This is a genomic window from Rathayibacter sp. AY1E8 (genome assembly GCF_002931415.1).
Classification (GTDB): Bacteria; Actinomycetota; Actinomycetes; order Actinomycetales; family Microbacteriaceae; genus Rathayibacter.
This window is the reverse complement of the sequence record NZ_PSVI01000008.1, coordinates 1-18,688: the sequence shown is the minus strand read 5'-3', so window position 1 is coordinate 18,688 and position 18,688 is coordinate 1. Positions and strand designations below refer to the sequence as shown.

Sequence of the window (18,688 nt, the reverse complement as noted above, 5' to 3'; positions counted from 1 at the left end):
TGCGACGAGAGGGCGGGCCCATCGGGCCCGCCCTCTCGTCGTCCACGCCGCTCCCTGCACGGCGTGGCGCGGTCGGCTTCGCGACGGGGCGCGGTTCCGAGAGCGGGATGCGTTCGGCTACGTCGATCCGCTGGGACGCGGATCGCCGGTTCGCCTCGCTTCGTCCACGCCGCTCCCCGCGCGGCGTGGCGCGGTCGGCTTCGCGACGGGGCGCGGTTCCGAGAGCGGGATGCGTTCGGCTACGGAGATCCGCTGGGACGCGGATCGCCGGTTCGCCTCGGAGATCCCACACCGGCATCACGCGTTGGCCGGTCCGGGGCTGTCGGCTCGTCGCGGGGTGTCGTCCGAGAGCGTGGCGCGTTCGGCTCGATCGATCCGCTGGTACGTGGACCACAGGCTCGCGGTCCAGCGACTGAAGAGGTTGTCGAGGGCACCGCGACGAGGCCACCCGCTCCGCCCCTCGACGGACACTCGTATACATCGCCCCGAACACGGGACGACGCATTCCTCGCGGATTCGCAGGCGCCGTTATACTCGTCGGGGCGCGCAACGCGCCAGAACTTCGAAAGGTACCGCGTGGACATCCTCCAGGTCGTGCTCCAGGTCATCCTGGGCATCACGAGCCTCCTGCTCACCATGCTGATCCTGCTCCACAAGGGGCGCGGCGGCGGACTGTCCGACATGTTCGGGGGCGGAGTCACCTCCAACCTCGGCGCGTCGGGCGTCGCCGAGCGCAACCTCAACCGCATCACCGTGATCCTGGGCGTCGTCTGGCTGGCCTGCATCGTGGTGCTCGGACTCATCACCAAGTTCACCACCGGAGCATAGGGGTACTCGCAATGGCATCAGGCGGCAGTGCAATCCGCGGTTCGCGCGTCGGCGCAGGACCCATGGGCGAGCAGGACCGGGGCTTCCACGCGGAGCGCGTCGCGGTCTCCTACTGGGACGCTCTCGGCAACGAGACGGTGCGCCACTTCTCGGCGGCCCTCCCCGAGGACGAGATCCCTGAGGTGATCGACTCGCCGCAGTCCGGTCTCCCCGCGGGCCGCGACCGGGCGAACCCGCCGCAGGTCGCGAAGACCGAGCCCTACAAGACGCACCTCGCCTACGTGAAGGAGCGCCGCACCGAGGCCGAGGCGGCTCAGCTCCTCGAGGAGGCGCTGCAGCAGCTGCGCGCCCGACGAGGCACCGCGACCCCGTCCTGATCCTCACCGGACGACGAACGACGGAAGGCCCGCCCCCTCGGGGGACGGGCCTTCCGTCGTTTCCGGACCGTGCTCAGTAGCTCGGAGCGATGAGCGACTCGGGGACCTCGGCCGCTGCCTCCTGGTCGACGAAGAACACCGTGCGCTTGCGGCCGAACGCGCCCGACGCGGGCACCTCGTTCGTGCTGGCACCCGCGAGCGCGAGGCCCAGGGCCGAGGCCTTGTCGGCGCCGGCGAGCACCATCCAGATGCGGTCCGACTGGTTGATCAGCGGCAGCGTGAGGGTGAGGCGCTCGGGCGGCGGCTTCGGCGAGTTGCGGACAGCGAGGACGCCGGGCGTCGTGGAGCGGATCGCGGAGCGCTCGGGGAACAGCGACGCGATGTGCCCGTCCGGCCCGACGCCGAGGAAGGTGATGTCGAAGCGCGGGTAGTCGCGCCCCTCGGAGGCGTGCTCGCGCAGCTCCGCGTCGTAGGCAGCGGCGGCGCCGTCGAGGTCCAGGCCCTCGTCCGAGGCCGGGTAGGAGTGCACGTTCGCCGCCGGCACATCGAGGACGCTGAAGAGGTCCCCGGCCTGGACGTCGTTGCGGTCCTCGTGGCCGCGGGGCACCCAGCGCTCATCGCCCCACCAGAAGTGCACGCGCGACCAGTCCACGTTGCCGGCGGCGGAGGAGGAGCCGATCTCCTTGAGCGTGGCGGCTCCCATCGTCCCTCCGGTGAGCACGACGTTCGCCGAACCCAGGTCGTCGAGGACGTCGATCGTCTTGGTGAGGAACCGGGCGGCGACCGAGCCGGCGAGGGTCTGCTTGTCGCGGTGGACCAGCACGCGGCGTTCGGTGGTCATCTCAGGGGACTCCTTCGGGTTCGGGTGCCGATCGGCGGGGTTCGGCTCCGTGTCGGGAAGCTCTGAGGCGTGGGCGCCCTGGACGGGCGCCCACGCCTCAGGAGGCGCTGCGGGCCTCGGCCTTCTCAGTGAGCATGTCGACCCCGCGCGAGATCACTTCACCGTACAGGTCATCCGGGTCGAGCCGGCGCAGCTCCTCCGCCAGGCAGTCCCGGAGGCTGCGGCGGGGGAGCGAGATGTCGTGGACCGGCTGATCGGGCTGCGTGAGCGTCGCGACGTTGGGCACCGAGCGCTCGAGCTCGATCACTCCGGAGTCGCGGATGAGCCGCACGCCGTGGATCCCGCTGGACCCGGTGGCGCTGATCGTGAGCTCGTGGTCGACGGGGATGTCGAGCTCGAGCTGCAGCCAGGCGGCGAGCAGGATCGTCGAGGGGGAGTCGGGCGCGCCCGAGACCTCGACGGCCGTGATCGGCTCGTAGGGCGGCTGGTCGAGCACGGCTGCGAGCTGCGCGCGCCAGAGGGTGAGGCGGGTCCAGGCGAAGTCGGTGTCGCCGGGGGCATAGGTGGAGGCGAGGTGGTGCAGCGCCTCCGCCGGGTTCGACTGGGCCGACGCGTCGGTGATCCGCCGGGTGGCGATCCGGCCGATCGGGGACGCGGAGGCGTTGTCCGGAGCGCTGTTCGGCCACCAGGCCACGACGGGGGCGTCGGGGAGGAGCAGGCCCGTGACCAGGCTCTCCTCGTCCTCGGCCGCGTCCCCGTAGGGACGGAGCACGACGACCTCGCTCGCGCCGGCGTCGCCTCCGACCCGGATCTGCGCGTCGACCCGCGCCGTCGCGTCGACCGGGACCGTGGTGGTGCCGTCGTCTTTCGAGACCACGATGACGCGCATCGGGTGCTCGCGGGACGCGTCGTTCGCGGCTTCGATGGCCTCCTCCTCGTGACCCCGGGAGGTCGCGATGATGAGGGTGAGGACGCGGCCGAGGGCGACGGCGCCGCCCTCCTCGCGGATCTTGACGAGGGTCTTCGAGACCTCGCTCGTCGTGGTGTCGGGCAGATCGACGATCATGGACGCCTCCAGGTGCGGCCGTCGCGGGCGAGGAGCTCGTCGGCGGAATCGGGGCCCCAGGTTCCGGGGCGGTACTGCTCGGGCTGGCCCTGCGTGGCCCAGAACTCCTCGATCGGGTCGAGGATCTTCCAGGACAGCTCGACCTCCTCGTGCCGGGGGAAGAGCGGCGGCTCGCCCAGGAGGACGTCGAGGATGAGACGCTCGTAGGCCTCGGGACTCGCCTCGGTGAACGCGTGGCCGTAGCCGAAGTCCATCGTCACGTCGCGCACCTGCATGCCGGCGCCGGGCACCTTCGAGCCGAAGCGCATGGTGACGCCCTCGTCGGGCTGGACCCGGATGACGAGCGCGTTCTGGCCCAGCGACGTGGTCTGGCTCTCGGCGAAGAGCTGCTTCGGTGCCCGCTTGAACACGACCGCGATCTCGGTGACGCGGCGGCCGAGGCGCTTGCCGGCCCGCAGGTAGAACGGCACGCCGGCCCAGCGTCGGGTGCCGATGTCCAGGCGCATGGCGGCGTAGGTCTCGGTGGTCGAGGTGGGGCTCATGCCGTCCTCCTCGAGGAAGCCGAGCACCTTCTCGCCGCCCTGCCAGCCGCCGGCGTACTGCCCGCGGGCGGTCGCGGTGGAGAGGTCGGCGGGGAGGCGGACGGCCGCGAGGACCTTCTCCTTCTCCGCACGGAGGTCGGCCGCGTCGAACGAGATCGGCTCCTCCATGGCGGTCAGGGCGAGCAGCTGCAGCAGGTGGTTCTGGATGACGTCGCGCGCCGCTCCGATGCCGTCGTAGTAGCCCGCGCGCCCGCCCACGCCGATGTCCTCGGCCATGGTGATCTGCACGTGGTCGACGTAGTTCGAGTTCCAGAGCGGCTCGTACATCATGTTGGCGAAGCGGAGGGCCAGGATGTTCTGGACCGTCTCCTTGCCGAGGTAGTGGTCGATCCGGAAGACGGAGTCGGGCGGGAAGACCGACTCGACGACGTCGTTCAGCTCGCGAGCCGTCTTCAGGTCGCTGCCGAACGGCTTCTCGATGACGACGCGGCGCCACTGGCCGTCCTTCTGCTCGGCGAGGCCGGAGCTGCGCAGCTGCTCGGTGACCTGCGGGAAGGACTTCGGGGGGATCGAGAGGTAGAAGGCGAAGTTGCCGTTCGTGCCGCGCTCGCGGTCGAGGTCGTCGACGGTCGTCTTCAGGCGGGCGAACGCCTCGGGGTCGTCGAACTCGCCCTGCACGAACCGGATGCCCTGCGCGAGCTGCGCCCAGACCTCCTCGTGGAACTCGGTGCGGGCGTGCTTCTTCACGGAGTCGTGGACGACCTGCTCGAAGTCCTGGTCGTCCCAGTCGCGCCGGGCGAATCCGACGAGGGCGAAGCCGGGAGGCAGGAGGCCGCGGTTGGCGAGATCGTAGACCGCGGGCATGAGCTTCTTGCGGGAGAGGTCGCCGGTCACGCCGAAGATGACGAGGCCGCTGGGCCCGGCGATCCGGTTCAACCGGCGGTCGAAGCTCAACCTCAGCGGATTGAACTCGGGGGTGATGTCCACAGACATGTGCAGTGTCCTTCTGTGTGCCGGTGGGACCGGCGCACTGCTATCGGTGAGGGAGGGGGAGGAGCGGGCGGGCCCGGCTGCTGCCCCGGGAAGTGGTCGCGGGACGACCGCGGGCACGCCGCCGCGCGCTCGAGAGCGCAGCGGCGGCGTGCCCGTCGGATCAGGTGTTGAGGGCCTCGAAGAGCGCCTCGAGGTCGGCCTCGGGGTCGGTCAGCGTGAGGGTCAGCACCGGCCGGCCGTGCTCGGCGAGCACGCTCGCGTCGCCGGCGGCCTGCGCCAGGATGAGCTGGCCGAAGGTGAACGGGCTGTCCGGGATCTCGAGGTCCACGTCGGAGCGCTCGGTGATCTGGAGGAACACGCCGGTCGGCGCCCCTCCCTTGTGGTACTGCCCGGTCGAGTGCAGGAAGCGCGGGCCCCACCCGAAGGTGACGGGGCGCTGGGCCTGCGCGGCGAGGAGGTCGCGCACGCCCTCGAGCTGCGGGAGCGCGAGGCGGTCGACGTACGCCTGGATCGAGACGTAGCCGCCGTCGCCCAGCTGCGCGAGGAGGCGGTCGACAGCGGCGGCGACGGTCGAGACGCCCTCGGTGACGCTGCTGCTGCCGGTGACCTCGATGCCCGCGTCGGTGAACGCGGGCGCCTCGGGCTCGGGGCGCTTCTCGAGCAGGGCCCGGGTCGCGACCTTCGCCGACTCGACGTCGGGCTGGTCGAACGGGTTGATGCCCAGGAGGCGACCCGCGACGGCGACGGCGTACTCCCACGTCAGCATCTGAGCGCCGAGCGAGCCGGAGAGGAGGATCTCGCCCTCGTGGCGGTCGCGCGGGAACAGGTGCAGCGCCGTGGCGTCCTCGACCAGGCGGACGACCTGCACGTCGGGCAGGTCCTCCGAGAGCTCGGGGGCCAGCGTGCCGAGGACGACGGGGAGGATGCCCGTGCCGTCCTTGCCGGTGGACTCGGCGATCAGCTGCTCCGCCCAGTCGGCGAAGCCGACGATGTCGGTCCCGTCGGCGACGATCGCGAGCTTGTCGCGGCGCGGGCTGGTCGCGGCGATCGCCGCTCCGAGGATCAGGCCCGGGTTCTCGGGGGAGTCCACGGCGAGCCCGAGGGAGGCCTCGGCCGCCTCGTCGAGGAGGGCCTCGATGTCGGCGCCGGCGAGCCCGGACGGCACGAGGCCGAACGCGGAGAGCGCCGAGAAGCGCCCGCCGATGTTCGGGTCGGCGTTGAACACGCGGTAGCCGGCCTCGCGGGAGGAGGTGTCCAGGGGCGAGCCCGGGTCGGTCACGATGACGATGCGGTCGAGCGGATCGATGCCCGCCTCCGTGAACGCCTTCTCGTAGGCCTTCTTCTGGCTCGCGGTCTCGACGGTCGAGCCGGACTTCGAGGAGATGACGACCGCGGTCGACGCGAGCCGGTCGTTCAGGGCCGCGAGCACCTGGCCGGGCGCCGTCGAGTCGAGCACGGTGAGCTCGACGCCGGCGGTGCGGGTGATGACCTCGGGCGCGAGCGAGGAGCCGCCCATGCCGCCGAGGACGATGTGGTCGACGCCCTTGGCCTGGAACTCCTCGCGCAGGGCGAGGATCTGGGGGATCAGGGGGCGGGAGACGGTGGTCGACTCGGTCCACCCGAGGCGCTTGGCCGCCTCCTCCTCCGCCGCGGCGCCCCACAGGGTGGGGGCCTGGGCGGTGATGCCGGACGCGACCTCGTCGGCGACGAGCTCCGGGACGACGCGGTCGACGGCCTTCTCGGCGTCTCCGCTGACGTGGATCTGGATGGCCATGATCAGGCCTGCGCCTTCGCGCCCTCGAGCGCCGCGGTGACGGTGTCGAGCAGCTCGTTCCAGGAGACGATGAACTTCTCCACGCCCTCCTTCTCGAGCAGCTCGGTGACGTCGGCGTACGAGACGCCCTGCGCCGCGACGGCGTCGAGGACGGCGTTCGCGTCGGCGTACGAGCCGGTGACGGTGTCGCCGGTGATGACGCCGTGGTCGAAGGTCGCCTCGAGGGTCTTCTCGGGCATCGTGTTGACCACGCCGGCCGCGACGAGCTCGGTCACGTAGAGGGTGTCGGGGAGGTCGGTCGACTTGACGCCGGTCGAGGCCCAGAGGGGGCGCTGGCGGTTGGCGCCGGACTCCTGGAGCAGCAGGGCGCGCTCGGTGGCGAACGCCTCGACGAAGACCTCGTAGGCCAGCTGCGCGTTGGCGACGCCGGACTTGCTCTTGAGGGCGCGGGCCTCGTCGGTGCCGACGGCCTCGAGGCGCTTGTCGATCTCGGTGTCGACGCGCGAGACGAAGAACGAGGCGACGGAGTGGATGGTCGACAGGTCGATGCCGGCGTCCTTGGCCTTCTCGAGGCCGGCCAGGTACGCGTTGATGACGGCGCGGTAGCGGGCGAGCGAGAAGATCAGGGTGACGTTCACCGAGATGCCGGAGCCGATGACCTCCGTGATGGCCTCGAGGCCCTCGACGGTCGCGGGGATCTTGATCATCGCGTTGGGGCGGTCGACCTTGGCCCAGAGGGCCTTGGCCTGCTCGATGGTGCCCTGGGCGTCGTGCGCCAGGCCGGGCTCGACCTCGATCGACACGCGGCCGTCGTAGCCGTTGGTCGCGTCGTAGATCGGGCGGAAGATGTCGGACGCCGCGGCGACGTCGTCGGTGGTGATCTCGAAGACGGCGTCGGTCACCGAGGTGCCGGCGGAGGCGAGCTCGCGCACCTGGGCGTCGTAGGACTCGCCGTTGGTCAGGGCCGCGGCGAAGATCGTGGGGTTCGTGGTGACTCCGACGACGTTCTTCTCCTCGATGAGCTTCTGCAGCCCTCCGGTGGAGATGCGCGAGCGGGAGAGGTCGTCGAGCCAGATGCTGACGCCAGCGGCGGAGAGCTCTGCGGTGGGGGTGTTCTCGGTCATGTCTCTTCTTCTTCTGCGTAGGTGGTGCGTGGTGTGAGGGGGAGCCGCTGCTCCGACGGCGAAGGCCGCGTCCGTGGTGGACGCGGCCTTCGGGTCAGGAGGCTGCGAGCGACTCCTTGGCGGCGGACAGTGCCGCCTCGGTGGTGATCCCGAACTCGCGGAACAGGGTCTTGTAGTCGGCCGAGGCGCCGAAGTGCTCGATCGAGACGGAGCGGCCGGCGTCGCCGACGTACTTCTGCCAGCCCAGGCTCAGGCCGGCCTCGATCGAGACGCGCGCCTTCACCGAGGAGGGCAGGACCTTCTCGCGGTACTCGGCGTCCTGCTCCTCGAACCACTCGAGGGACGGAGCCGAGACGACGCGGGCGTTGACGCCTTCGCTCCTCAGGGCCTCGCGCGCCTCGACGGCGATCTGGACCTCGGAGCCGGTCGCGATGAAGATCACGTCCGGGGTGCCGCCCGGCGCCTCGGCCAGGATGTAGGCACCACGGGCGACGTTCGCGGCGGAGGCGAAGGTCTCGCCCTCCGCGTCGCCCTCGCCGCGCTCGAACACCGGGATGTTCTGACGGGTGAGCGCGAGGCCGGCGGGGCCCTCGCGGCGCTCGAGGATGGTCTTCCAGGCGTAGGCGACCTCGTTCGCGTCGCCGGGGCGGACGATGTCCAGGCCCGGGATCGCGCGGAGGGTCGACAGCTGCTCGACCGGCTGGTGCGTCGGGCCGTCCTCGCCGAGCGCCACGGAGTCGTGGGTCCAGACGTAGATGGCCGGCGCCTTCATGAGCGCGGCGAGACGGACCGCCGGGCGCATGTAGTCGGAGAAGATCAGGAAGGTGCCGCCGAAGGGGCGGGTGTTGCCGTGCAGGACGATCCCGTTGAGGATCGCGCCCATGGCGTGCTCGCGGATGCCGAAGTGCAGCACGCGGCCGCCCTTCTTCCCGGTCCACTCGTGGGTCGAGAACTCCGTCGGGACGAAGGAGCCGGCTCCCTCGATCGTCGTGTTGTTCGACTCGGCGAGGTCGGCGGAGCCGCCCCACAGCTCGGGGATCACGCCGGCGAGGGCGTTGATGACCTTGCCGGATGCAGCGCGGGTCGAGACCTCCTTGCCGGGCTCGAAGACGGGGAGCGCCTCCTGGACGCCCTCGGGCAGCTCGCCCGAGAGGACCCGGTCGAGCAGCTCCTTCTTCTCGGGGTTCGCGGACGCCCAGGCGGCGAGCTGCTCGTCCCACTCGGCGTGCTGGGCCTGGCCGCGCTCGACGGCCTTGCGGGTGTGCTCGATGACCTCGTCGGCGACGTCGAAGGTCTTCTCGGGGTCGAAGCCGAGCACCTCCTTGAGTCCGCGGAGCTCGTCGGCGCCCAGGGCGGAGCCGTGGATCTTGCCGGTGTTCTGCTTCTTCGGCGACGGCCAGCCGATGATGGTGCGCAGGATGATGAGCGACGGCTTGTCGGTCTCGCCCTTCGCGGCCTCGATCGCGGCGTGCAGCTCGGCGACGTCCTCGTGGTACTCGCCCGTCTTCTTCCAGTCGACGACCTGGACCTGCCAGTCGTAGGCCTCGTAGCGCGCCTTGACGTCCTCGGTGAAGGCGATGTTGGTGTCGTCCTCGATCGAGATCTGGTTGGAGTCGTAGATGACGACCAGGTTGCCGAGCTTCTGGTGGCCGGCCAGCGAGGAGGCCTCGCTGGTGACGCCCTCCTGCAGGTCGCCGTCGCCGGCGATCACGTAGACGAAGTGGTCGAACGGGGAGGTGCCCGCGGCGGCCTCCGGGTCGAACAGGTCGCGCTCGAAGCGCGAGGCGTAGGCGAAGCCCACGGCGGAGGCGAGGCCCTGGCCGAGCGGCCCTGTGGTGATCTCGACGCCGTCGGTGTGGCCGTACTCCGGGTGGCCCGGGGTCTTCGAGCCCCAGGTGCGCAGCGCCTTGAGGTCGTCGAGCTCGAGTCCGTAGCCGCCCAGGTAGAACTGGACGTACTGGGTCAGCGACGAGTGGCCGACCGACAGGATGAACCGGTCGCGGCCGATCCAGGTCGCGTCGGACGGATCGCGGCGCATGACCTTCTGGAACAGGAGGTAGGCGGCGGGCGCGAGGCTCATGGCGGTTCCGGGATGGCCGTTGCCGACCTTCTCGACCGCATCCGCGGCGAGAACCCTCGCCGTGTCGACTGCCTTCTCGTCAATGGATTCCCATTGCAGTTCTGACACTTGGTACTGACCCTTCTCGAGACGTGGGGCAGACGGGGACCGTCCGCCCTCTCGCATGGTGGAGCACGCCGCATGACGACTTCGACACGATGCTCCGGCGACGGCCCTCTCGGCCCCGTGCCGACGATCGTCGGGCGGGCTCGGGTGCGTGCCGGGCGCTCTGGCGAGCAGTCCCGAGTATACGGAGGGGGGTGCGCCGCTGACCGGGGGTTGCGTGGTCGCATATGTCTGCGTCCGATTGGACAAGCGTGCACGCCGGGCCCGGCTCCCGGACGGGCGCATTACACTCGTTCGGGATCATCGAATCGTTAGAGGAGCAATGGACGCAGTCGTGGAGACCACCGCCGTCGAGCGGGACGGGGCGTCGCCGACGACCCTCTCGCGCAAGGTGAAGGCCTTCGTCGCTCTGACGAAGCCGCGCGTGATCGAGCTGCTCCTCGTGGTGACTGCTCCGACGATGATCCTGGCGCAGGGCGGGATCCCGAATCTGCTGCTGGTCCTCAACGTCCTGATCGGCGGCGCCCTGAGCGCCGGGTCCGCGGGCGCGTTCAACTGCTACTTCGACCGCGACATCGACCGGATCATGAACCGGACGAAGAACCGGCCGCTCGTGACCGGGGAGATCTCGGACCGGGCCGCGCTCGTCTTCGCGACCACGATCGGCGTCCTGTCGATCGTCTGGCTCGGCCTCACTGCCAACTGGCTCTCCGCGGGCCTCTCGCTCGCCGCGATCCTGATCTACGTCGTGTTCTACACGCTCTTCCTCAAGCGCCGGACGCCGCAGAACATCGTGTGGGGCGGCATCGCGGGCTGCATGCCGGTGCTGATCGGCTGGGCGGCGGTCACCGGCTCGCTCGACTGGGCCCCCGTCATCCTCTTCTCCGTCATCTTCCTCTGGACGCCGCCGCACTACTGGCCGTTGTCGATGAAGTACCGGGACGACTACCAGGCCGCCGGCGTGCCGATGCTGGCCGTCGTGCGCGGGCGCACGATCGTCGGGCTCCAGGTCATCCTCTACGCCTGGGCCACCGTCGCCTGCTCGCTCCTGCTGATCCCCGTCGCCGGAATGGGGGTGCTCTACACGGTGGTCGCGCTCGGCAGCGGAGTCTGGTTCATCGCCGAGACGCACCGCCTCTACAGCCTCGCGATCCGTCACGAGCACGTCTCGCCGATGCGGGTGTTCCACGGGTCCATCGGATACCTCACCCTGCTCTTCCTCGCCGTCGGCATCGACCCGCTGCTGCCCTTCTGATGGTGACGCCGTTCTCCTTGCTCGCCGAGCGGGTGACCCTCGGTCCGCGCGCACTGCGCTGGGGGACCACCGCGGCGCTCGTCGCGAGCATCCTGATCATCTTCTTCGGGGGCGTCGTCCGGCTGACCGGCTCGGGCCTCGGCTGCCCCACCTGGCCGGCGTGCGAGCCGGGCTCGCTCACCTCGACACCCGAGCTCGGGATCCACGGCTTCATCGAGTTCACGAACCGCGCGTTCACCGGCGTCCTCGTGGTCGCGGTGGGCTGGGCGATCACGGCCGCGCGCCTGCAGAAGCCGCGCGACCGCACCATGACCCGGCTCGCCTGGTCGCAGTTCTGGCTCGTCGTCGCGAACGCCCTCGCGGGCGGCGCGACCGTGCACTCGGGCCTGAACCCGTACATCGTGGCCGGGCACTTCGTTCTCGCCATCGCCCTCCTCACCACCACCGCACTGACGTGGCACCGCGCCCACCGCTCGCAGTCCGTGGCCTTCGAGCCGGACCGCGCGACGCGGGCGCTCAGCATCGGGCTCGTCGGCCTGACGCTCCTCGTCATCCTCGTGGGGACCCTCGTGACGGGGACCGGCCCGCACGCCGGCGACTCCGCGGAGGTGCCCCGCATGCAGTTCCACTGGGAGAGCGTGACCGTCGTGCACGGCGTGCTCGGCACAGCGGTGCTCGTCGTGGGCGCCGCGCTGCTCCTGCGCCTGTCGCGGGCGGCGGGCTCGGAGCTCGCCCGGCGGCGCGTGATCGCCTTCCTCGTGGTCGTCGTGCTGCAGGCGCTGGTCGGGGTGGCGCAGTCGCTCACCGCGCTGCCCGAGACGCTCGTCGCGGTGCACCTCCTCGGCTCGGCGCTCATCTGGGTCGGCGCGGTCCGCGTGCTGCTCGACGTGAACCCGAGGCTGTTCACCGTGCGCGCCCAGCGCCGGGGCGCCGCCCAGGAGCTCCAGCCCGCCGCCTGACCGCGGGCTCCGGCTCGGCGGAGAGCAGGTGCCGCCGGAGGCGCAGGAGCACGCGGGGGAGCGCCCGCAGCGGGAGGTCGGCCGCGATCGCGCGGGCGAGAGGGCCGAACGCCCGTGCGGGTCCGGTCGGCAGGCCGGCGCCCACCAGTGCGGTCACGAGTCGTGCGGGGATCGGGGTCGATGCGTCGTTCGTCATGGCGGAACCGAATCACGGACCACCGACACCGGTATGGCCATGCGCGTCTGGAGGCACGTCACCGGTGCCCGGCCGACACCCAGGTGCGGAGGTTCCGCTGAACGGCGGACGCCGGTAGAATGAGAAGCTGGTCACGGTTCGACGCACCCTGCGCACGTGATCCGCACACGGCCCGATGGAGCGCCGACGCACACCTCCGGAATCCAGGGACGCACATCATCCGCTCCGCGCATCAGATCGATCGCGCGACCGGCCGGAGAGCACCCGCGGGCCACCCCCGGGGGAATGACTCCGGGACCCGACCGGTTAGCAGTGGGTAGGAAACGAGGTACACATGTCAGACATCCTGATCGACCGCCCCGAGCTCGAGAGCCTGGGCGTCTACGAGTTCGGCTGGTCCGACTCGGACTCCGCCGGAGCCTCCGCGCGACGCGGCATCTCGCCCGAGGTCGTCTCCGACATCTCCGCGCTCAAGAACGAGCCCGCCTGGATGCGCGACCGCCGCATGAAGGCCCTGAAGCTCTTCGAGCGCAAGCCCATGCCGACGTGGGGCGCCGACCTGTCGGACATCGACTTCGACAACATCAAGTACTTCGTCCGCTCCACCGAGAAGCAGGCGCAGACCTGGGACGACCTCCCGGACGACATCAAGAACACGTACGAGAAGCTCGGCATCCCGGAGGCGGAGCGCCAGCGCCTCGTCGGCGGCGTCGCGGCCCAGTACGAGTCCGAGGTCGTCTACCACCAGATCCGCGAGGACCTGGAGGAGCAGGGCGTCATCTTCATGGACACCGACACGGCGCTGCGCGAGCACCCCGAGATCTTCGAGGAGTACTTCGGCACCGTCATCCCCGCGGGCGACAACAAGTTCGCGGCGCTGAACACCGCCGTCTGGTCCGGCGGCTCCTTCGTGTACGTCCCCAAGGGCGTCCACGTCGACATCCCGCTGCAGGCCTACTTCCGGATCAACACCGAGAACATGGGCCAGTTCGAGCGGACCCTGATCATCGCGGACGAGGACAGCTACGTCCACTACATCGAGGGCTGCACGGCTCCGATCTACAAGTCGGACTCGCTGCACTCGGCCGTGGTCGAGATCATCGTGAAGAAGAACGCCCGCGTGCGCTACACGACGATCCAGAACTGGTCGAACAACGTCTACAACCTCGTCACCAAGCGCGCGATCGCGCACGAGGGCGCGACGATGGAGTGGATCGACGGCAACATCGGCTCCAAGGTCACGATGAAGTACCCGTCGATCTTCCTGGTCGGCGAGCACGCCAAGGGCGAGACCCTCTCCGTCGCGTTCGCGGGCCCCGGCCAGCACCAGGACGCCGGCGCGAAGATGGTCCACATGGCGCCGTACACGCAGTCGTCGATCGTCTCGAAGTCGATCGCCCGCGGCGGCGGTCGCGCCGGATACCGCGGCGAGGTCCGGGTGGACGCGAACGCGCACCACTCGGCGAACACCGTGCGCTGCGACGCCCTCCTGGTCGACACCATCTCGCGCTCCGACACCTACCCGGCGATCGACATCCGCGTCGACGACGTGCAGCTCGGCCACGAGGCGACGGTGTCGAAGGTCAGCGAGGAGCAGCTCTTCTACCTGATGTCGCGCGGCCTGCCGGAGGACGAGGCCATGGCCATGATCGTTCGCGGCTTCATCGAGCCGATCGCGCGCGAGCTGCCCATGGAGTACGCCCTCGAGCTGAACAAGCTCATCGAGATGGGGATGGAGGGCAGCGTCGGTTGACGCCCGCCTCCCCCCTCGAAGGGGCGCCCGGACGGGGCGCCCCGCACCCATCGAAAGGAACCACCGCCAGATGACGGTCCCCACGAGCGCCGCGACCCCCGAGATCGACGGCGCGGCCGCCGCTGAGCGCCTGGGCATCAGCGCCCACTCCGACGGGGCGTTCACGCCCGTGCAGACGCGCTCCGAGCGCTTAGCGTCGGTCGACGTCGAGGCCTTCGAGGCCGTCACCGGCCGCGAGATCGCCTGGAAGCTGACGCCCGTCGCCCGCCTGGGCGATCTCATCGACGGCGCGCTCGACGGCTCGCCCGCCCCGGTCGAGCACACGGCGGTGGACGGTGTCGACGTCTCGTGGGTCGGCCGCGACGACCAGCGGATCGGCACTGCCGGCCTCCCCGAGGACCGCGCCGCCGCGAACGCCTGGTCGAGCTTCGAGAAGGCTCTCGCCGTCCGCGTGACGGGAGAGGACGAGAAGGTCGCCACCCTCGTCCGCTCGGGCCTCGGCTCCGCACCCCGCGCCGCGCACACGATCATCGAGGCGGCGCCCTACGCCCGCGCCGTCGTCGTGCTGCAGAACGAGGGGGAGGCCTCCCTCGCGGAGAACGTGGAGATCCTCGTCGGCGAGGGCGCGCAGCTCACCGTCGTCACCGTGCAGGAGTGGGCGGACGACGCCCGGCACCTGGCCAACCACTTCGTGCGGGTCGGACGCGACGCGAAGGTGAAGCACATCGTGGTCACCCTCGGCGGCTCCATCGTCCGGGTGAACCCCTCGGCGCACCTCGTCGAGCGCGGAGCGGACGGCGAGCTCTTCGGTCTGTACTTCGCCGACGGCGGCCAGCACCTCGAGCAGCAGGTGTACGTCGACCACGACGCCCCCGACACCCGCAGCCGCGTGACCTACAAGGGCGCGCTGCAGGGCGAGGGCGCGCGCACCGTCTGGATCGGCGACGTCCTGATCCGCAACAGCGCCACCGGCACCGACAGCTACGAGCAGAACCGCAACCTGGTCCTCTCGGACGGCACGCGCGCCGACTCCATCCCGAACCTCGAGATCGAGACCGGTGACATCGCCGGAGCGGGGCACGCCTCGGCGACCGGCCGCTTCGACGACGAGCAGCTCTTCTACCTGCAGTCCCGCGGGATCCGCGAGGACGAGGCGCGACGCCTGGTCGTGCGCGGGTTCCTCAGCGAGATCGTGCAGCAGATCAAGGTCGCCGAGCTCGAGGACCGACTGCAGCTCGCGATCGAGGCGGAGCTCGCCGGCAGCGCCGGCCAGACCGGCTCCTCCCGCGGAGCGGCGGTCACCGCATGAGCAACGCCGCGATGATCTGCTCGGTCTCCGAGCTGATCCCCAACCAGGCCATGCGGGTCGAGGTCGACGGAGTCGCGATCGCGGTCGTGCAGGACTCCGCCGGCGAGATCCACGCCATCGGCGACACCTGCACCCACGGCGAGATCTCGCTCTCCGAGGGCTTCGTCGAGGGCGACAGCCTCGAGTGCTGGGCGCACGGCTCCCAGTTCTCCCTCCGCACCGGCACCCCCCTGAACCTCCCGGCCTACGAGCCGGTCCCCGTCTTCGTCGTCGAGATCATCGACGGCGACGTCTACATCGACCCGACCGTCACGAAGGAAGTCTGAATGTCCGTTCTCCAGATCAGCGATCTCCACGTCAGTGTCGAGACCGAGCAGGGGACCAAGCAGATCCTCCGCGGTGTCGATCTCACCATCAACCAGGGTGAGATCCACGCGATCATGGGCCCGAACGGGTCCGGCAAGTCCACCCTCGCGTACACGATCGCGGGACACCCCAAGTACCACGTCGACGGCGGCTCGATCACCCTCGACGGCGTCGAGGTACTCGACATGTCCGTCGACGAGCGCGCCCGCGCGGGCCTCTTCCTCGCCATGCAGTACCCGGTCGAGATCCCCGGTGTGACCAACACCAACTTCCTCCGCACCGCCAAGACCGCGATCGCCGGCGAGGCGCCCGCCATCCGCACGTGGACGAAGGACGTCAAGTCGGCGATGGCGAACCTCCGCATGGACTCGTCCTTCGCGGCGCGCAACGTCAACGAGGGCTTCTCGGGCGGCGAGAAGAAGCGCAACGAGATCCTCCAGCTCGAGCTGCTCGCCCCGCAGTTCGCCGTCCTCGACGAGACCGACTCCGGCCTCGACGTCGACGCGCTCAAGATCGTGTCGGAGGGCGTCAACCGCGCCCACCAGAGCACCGGTCTCGGCGTGCTGCTGATCACGCACTACACGCGGATCCTCCGCTACATCCAGCCCGACTTCGTCCACGTCTTCGTCGCCGGCCGCGTCGCCGAGCAGGGCGGCAAGGAGCTCGCCACCCGGCTCGAGGACGAGGGCTACGACCGCTTCCTGACCTCGGCGACGGTCTGATCATGGCGGTCACCACTCTCGAGCCGAAGCTCTTCGACCAGGTCGAGGAGGCCCTCAAGGACGTCATGGACCCCGAGCTCGGGGTCAACGTGGTCGACCTGGGACTCATCTACGACCTGGGCTGGGACGACGAGAACGACGCCCTCGTCATCCATATGACCCTCACCTCGGCGGGCTGCCCGCTGACCGACGTGCTCGAGGAGCAGACCGCCGAGTCGCTCGACGGCATCGTCGAGGCGTTCCGGATCAACTGGGTCTGGATGCCGCCGTGGGGTCCCGACCGGATCACCGAGGACGGGCGCGACATGATGCGCGCACTCGGCTTCTCGATCTAGCCGCTGCACACCGACGCCGAAGGGCCGGGAGGAGTCGTCCTCCCGGCCCTTCGGCGTTCCTGTCGTCTTCAGCCTGTCGCAGTCCGTCGTGGAGTCGGAACGGCCGGGCGGGACGGCTCCGGAGTCCGGGGCCGTCGTCGTCCCCGCCGGTCGAGTCGGTGGAGTCTCCACCGATGTCAAGTAGGAGGACCGGGCGGCTCGACCTCTGCCGGATGCCCGAAGGGCCGGGAGGAATCGTCCTCCCGGCCCTTCGGGCATCCGTGCGACCGCTCAGCGCGAGCGTCGCGAGAGCATCGCCCAGGTGGTGGGGAGCAGCGCGGCAGCGACCAGCGCCTTGAGCGCGTCGCCGACCAGGAAGGGCACGAGTCCCGCGGAGAGGACGGAGCCGAGGTCGGCGGGCAGCCCCAGCGAGGCGAGGGCGGCGGCCAGCCAGGGCAGGCCGACGAGGTAGATGGTGGCGGTGCCGGCGAGGAAGGTCACCAGCGTGCCGAGGACGCGACGGTCCCACTGCCGCTGGGCGAGCCACCCGGTGACGATCGACGCGAGGACGAAGCCGACGATGTAGCCGCCGGTGGGACCCGCGAGGACCGCCCAGCCGTGCGAGCCCTCGGTGAAGACCGGGGCGCCGAGAGCGCCGACGAGCGCGTACACGAGCATGGAGAGCGCGCCGCGGAGTGCGCCGAGCGTCGTGCCGACCAGGAGGACCGCGAAGGTCTGGCCCGTGAAGGGCACCGGCCACATCGGGATGAACAGCTGCGCCATCGCCGCGGTGAGACCCGCACCCGCGAGCACCAGCAGGGCGTCGGTCGCGACGGAGCGGGTGACGAGCCGGTCGGCGAGGACCGGGCGCGGGAGGGCGGAAGAGGAAGGGGACATGGGTGATCTCCGAGAGTCCTGGTCGCCCGAGAGCGAGGAGCGAGCGCGTCCGCGGTGAGCGGACGTGGATCCGCCCCGCGGCTCAGGAAATATACTAGGGGGCTGCCGCATCGCGGCCCCTTGCCCCACTCCTCCCGAACCGAACGCCATTTCTTGGCGGGAACGGACAGCACTGTGCTCAGCGTGCACGACCTCGAACTCCGAGTCGGCGCCCGACTCCTGATGGAGAACGTCTCCTTCCGGGTGGGCGACGGCGACAAGGTCGGCCTCGTCGGCCGCAACGGGGCGGGGAAGACGACGCTGACCAAGGTCCTCGCGGGCGACCTCATCGCCTCGAAGGGCACGGTCGACCGCGGCGGCGAGATCGGCTACCTCCCTCAGGACCCGCGCTCCGGCGACCCGGAGGAGCTCGCGCGCACCCGCATCCTCGACGCCCGCGGGCTGGGGCAGCTGGTGCTCGGCATGCAGGAGGCGACGGTCGCGATGTCGAGCAGCGACACCTCCGTGAGCGAGGCCGGCATGAAGAAGTACGGCAACCTCACGGACCGCTTCCTCTCCCTCGGCGGATACGCGGCTGAGGCGGAGGCCGCGTCGATCGCGAGCAACCTCAACCTCCCCGACCGGATCCTCGACCAGCCGCTCAAGACGCTCTCCGGTGGCCAGCGGCGCCGCATCGAGCTCGCGCGCATCCTCTTCTCCGACGCGAGCACGCTGATCCTCGACGAGCCGACGAACCACCTCGACGCCGACTCCGTCGTCTGGCTCCGCGAGTTCCTCAAGAACTACCGCGGCGGCTTCATCGTGATCAGCCACGACATCGAGCTGGTCGGCGAGACCGTGAACCGCGTCTTCTACCTCGACGCCAATCGCCAGGTCATCGACGTCTACAACATGAACTGGAAGAACTACCAGCGCCAGCGCGCCGCCGACGAGGAGCGCCGCAAGAAGGAGCGGGTCAACGTCGAGAAGAAGGCCGGCGCCCTCCAGCTGCAGGCCGCGAAGTTCGGCGCAAAGGCCTCGAAGGCCGCAGCGGCGCACCAGATGGTCGCGCGGGCCGAGCGCATGCTCAGCGGGCTCGAGGAGGTCCGCGCGGTCGATCGCGAGGTCGACGGCGGTGAAGATCTCGAGCGAGCCGTAGCTCTTCGACAGGTTCTGAGCCTGCAGAGGGGTGCGACCGCAGGCGGACG

Annotated in this window: 17 protein-coding genes; 10 read left to right on the top strand and 7 right to left on the bottom strand. The window is 70.3% G+C overall.

Annotated elements, in window-relative coordinates; genetic code table 11:
• The first annotated feature begins 576 nt into the window (after positions 1–576).
• Positions 577–828, top strand: coding sequence for a preprotein translocase subunit SecG (gene secG / locus C5C74_RS03675; protein ID WP_104221915.1), 252 nt, complete (start codon positions 577–579; stop codon positions 826–828).
• An 11-nt stretch (positions 829–839) separates the two neighbouring features.
• A complete protein-coding gene (locus C5C74_RS03670) occupies positions 840–1,205 on the top strand; it encodes an RNA polymerase-binding protein RbpA (RefSeq protein ID WP_055791968.1) in 366 nt (121 codons plus the stop codon).
• 73 nt (positions 1,206–1,278) lie between these two features.
• On the opposite strand, the gene pgl is transcribed toward C5C74_RS03670, so the two are convergent.
• The 6 genes from pgl to tkt form a co-directional block, all read right to left on the bottom strand.
• Positions 1,279–2,046, bottom strand: coding sequence for a 6-phosphogluconolactonase (gene pgl, locus C5C74_RS03665; protein ID WP_104221917.1), 768 nt, complete (start codon positions 2,044–2,046; stop codon positions 1,279–1,281).
• 97 nt (positions 2,047–2,143) lie between these two features.
• Positions 2,144–3,112: a glucose-6-phosphate dehydrogenase assembly protein OpcA gene (locus C5C74_RS03660; protein ID WP_104232638.1), complete on the bottom strand. Its 969-nt coding sequence runs from the start codon at positions 3,110–3,112 to the stop codon at positions 2,144–2,146.
• Positions 3,109–4,647, bottom strand: coding sequence for a glucose-6-phosphate dehydrogenase (zwf, locus tag C5C74_RS03655; RefSeq protein ID WP_104246802.1), 1,539 nt, complete (start codon positions 4,645–4,647; stop codon positions 3,109–3,111). The genes C5C74_RS03660 and zwf overlap by 4 nt, the downstream gene beginning before the upstream one ends.
• Before the next feature lie 160 nt (positions 4,648–4,807).
• A complete protein-coding gene (locus C5C74_RS03650) occupies positions 4,808–6,421 on the bottom strand; it encodes a glucose-6-phosphate isomerase (protein WP_104260739.1) in 1,614 nt (537 codons plus the stop codon).
• A gap of 2 nt (positions 6,422–6,423) precedes the next feature.
• Positions 6,424–7,545, bottom strand: coding sequence for a transaldolase (gene tal, locus C5C74_RS03645; protein ID WP_104221924.1), 1,122 nt, complete (start codon positions 7,543–7,545; stop codon positions 6,424–6,426).
• 94 nt (positions 7,546–7,639) lie between these two features.
• Positions 7,640–9,733 (bottom strand): transketolase, encoded by a 2,094-nt coding sequence (tkt, locus tag C5C74_RS03640; RefSeq protein WP_104221926.1) that lies wholly within the window; start codon positions 9,731–9,733, stop codon positions 7,640–7,642.
• 319 nt (positions 9,734–10,052) lie between these two features.
• Between tkt and C5C74_RS03635 the strand changes: the two genes are divergently transcribed.
• The 7 genes from C5C74_RS03635 to C5C74_RS03605 all read left to right on the top strand — a co-directional run bounded on the left by C5C74_RS03635 (position 10,053) and on the right by C5C74_RS03605 (position 16,625).
• On the top strand, positions 10,053–10,985 hold the full coding sequence (locus tag C5C74_RS03635; protein WP_104221928.1) for a heme o synthase: 933 nt from the start codon (positions 10,053–10,055) through the stop codon (positions 10,983–10,985).
• Complete coding sequence (locus C5C74_RS03630) at positions 10,985–11,944, top strand: heme A synthase (protein ID WP_104351001.1); 960 nt, start codon at positions 10,985–10,987, stop codon at positions 11,942–11,944. The genes C5C74_RS03635 and C5C74_RS03630 overlap by 1 nt, the downstream gene beginning before the upstream one ends.
• Before the next feature lie 530 nt (positions 11,945–12,474).
• Positions 12,475–13,893, top strand: a complete 1,419-nt coding sequence (gene sufB, locus C5C74_RS03625; RefSeq protein WP_104221933.1) for a Fe-S cluster assembly protein SufB — start codon at positions 12,475–12,477, stop codon at positions 13,891–13,893.
• A 70-nt stretch (positions 13,894–13,963) separates the two neighbouring features.
• Positions 13,964–15,202: a Fe-S cluster assembly protein SufD gene (sufD, locus tag C5C74_RS03620; protein WP_104348652.1), complete on the top strand. Its 1,239-nt coding sequence runs from the start codon at positions 13,964–13,966 to the stop codon at positions 15,200–15,202.
• Positions 15,199–15,528 (top strand): non-heme iron oxygenase ferredoxin subunit, encoded by a 330-nt coding sequence (locus tag C5C74_RS03615; protein ID WP_077222834.1) that lies wholly within the window; start codon positions 15,199–15,201, stop codon positions 15,526–15,528. Before sufD ends, C5C74_RS03615 begins: the two co-directional genes overlap by 4 nt.
• Positions 15,529–16,290: a Fe-S cluster assembly ATPase SufC gene (gene sufC, locus C5C74_RS03610; protein ID WP_104221937.1), complete on the top strand. Its 762-nt coding sequence runs from the start codon at positions 15,529–15,531 to the stop codon at positions 16,288–16,290. It begins immediately after the preceding gene.
• A 2-nt stretch (positions 16,291–16,292) separates the two neighbouring features.
• The gene (locus C5C74_RS03605; RefSeq protein ID WP_104221939.1) at positions 16,293–16,625 is read left to right on the top strand and encodes a metal-sulfur cluster assembly factor; all 333 of its coding nucleotides are present in this window, start codon (positions 16,293–16,295) and stop codon (positions 16,623–16,625) included.
• Between the two features lie 270 nt (positions 16,626–16,895).
• Here C5C74_RS03605 and C5C74_RS03600 read toward each other — a convergent pair whose 3' ends face one another.
• Positions 16,896–17,501, bottom strand: a complete 606-nt coding sequence (locus tag C5C74_RS03600; RefSeq protein WP_104232632.1) for a biotin transporter BioY — start codon at positions 17,499–17,501, stop codon at positions 16,896–16,898.
• Positions 17,502–17,675: 174 nt separating this feature from the next.
• Here C5C74_RS03600 and C5C74_RS03595 point away from each other — a divergent pair.
• Positions 17,676–18,688, top strand: a 1,013-nt coding sequence (locus C5C74_RS03595) for an ATP-binding cassette domain-containing protein (protein ID WP_146083005.1), incomplete at its 3' end; no start/stop codon positions are given.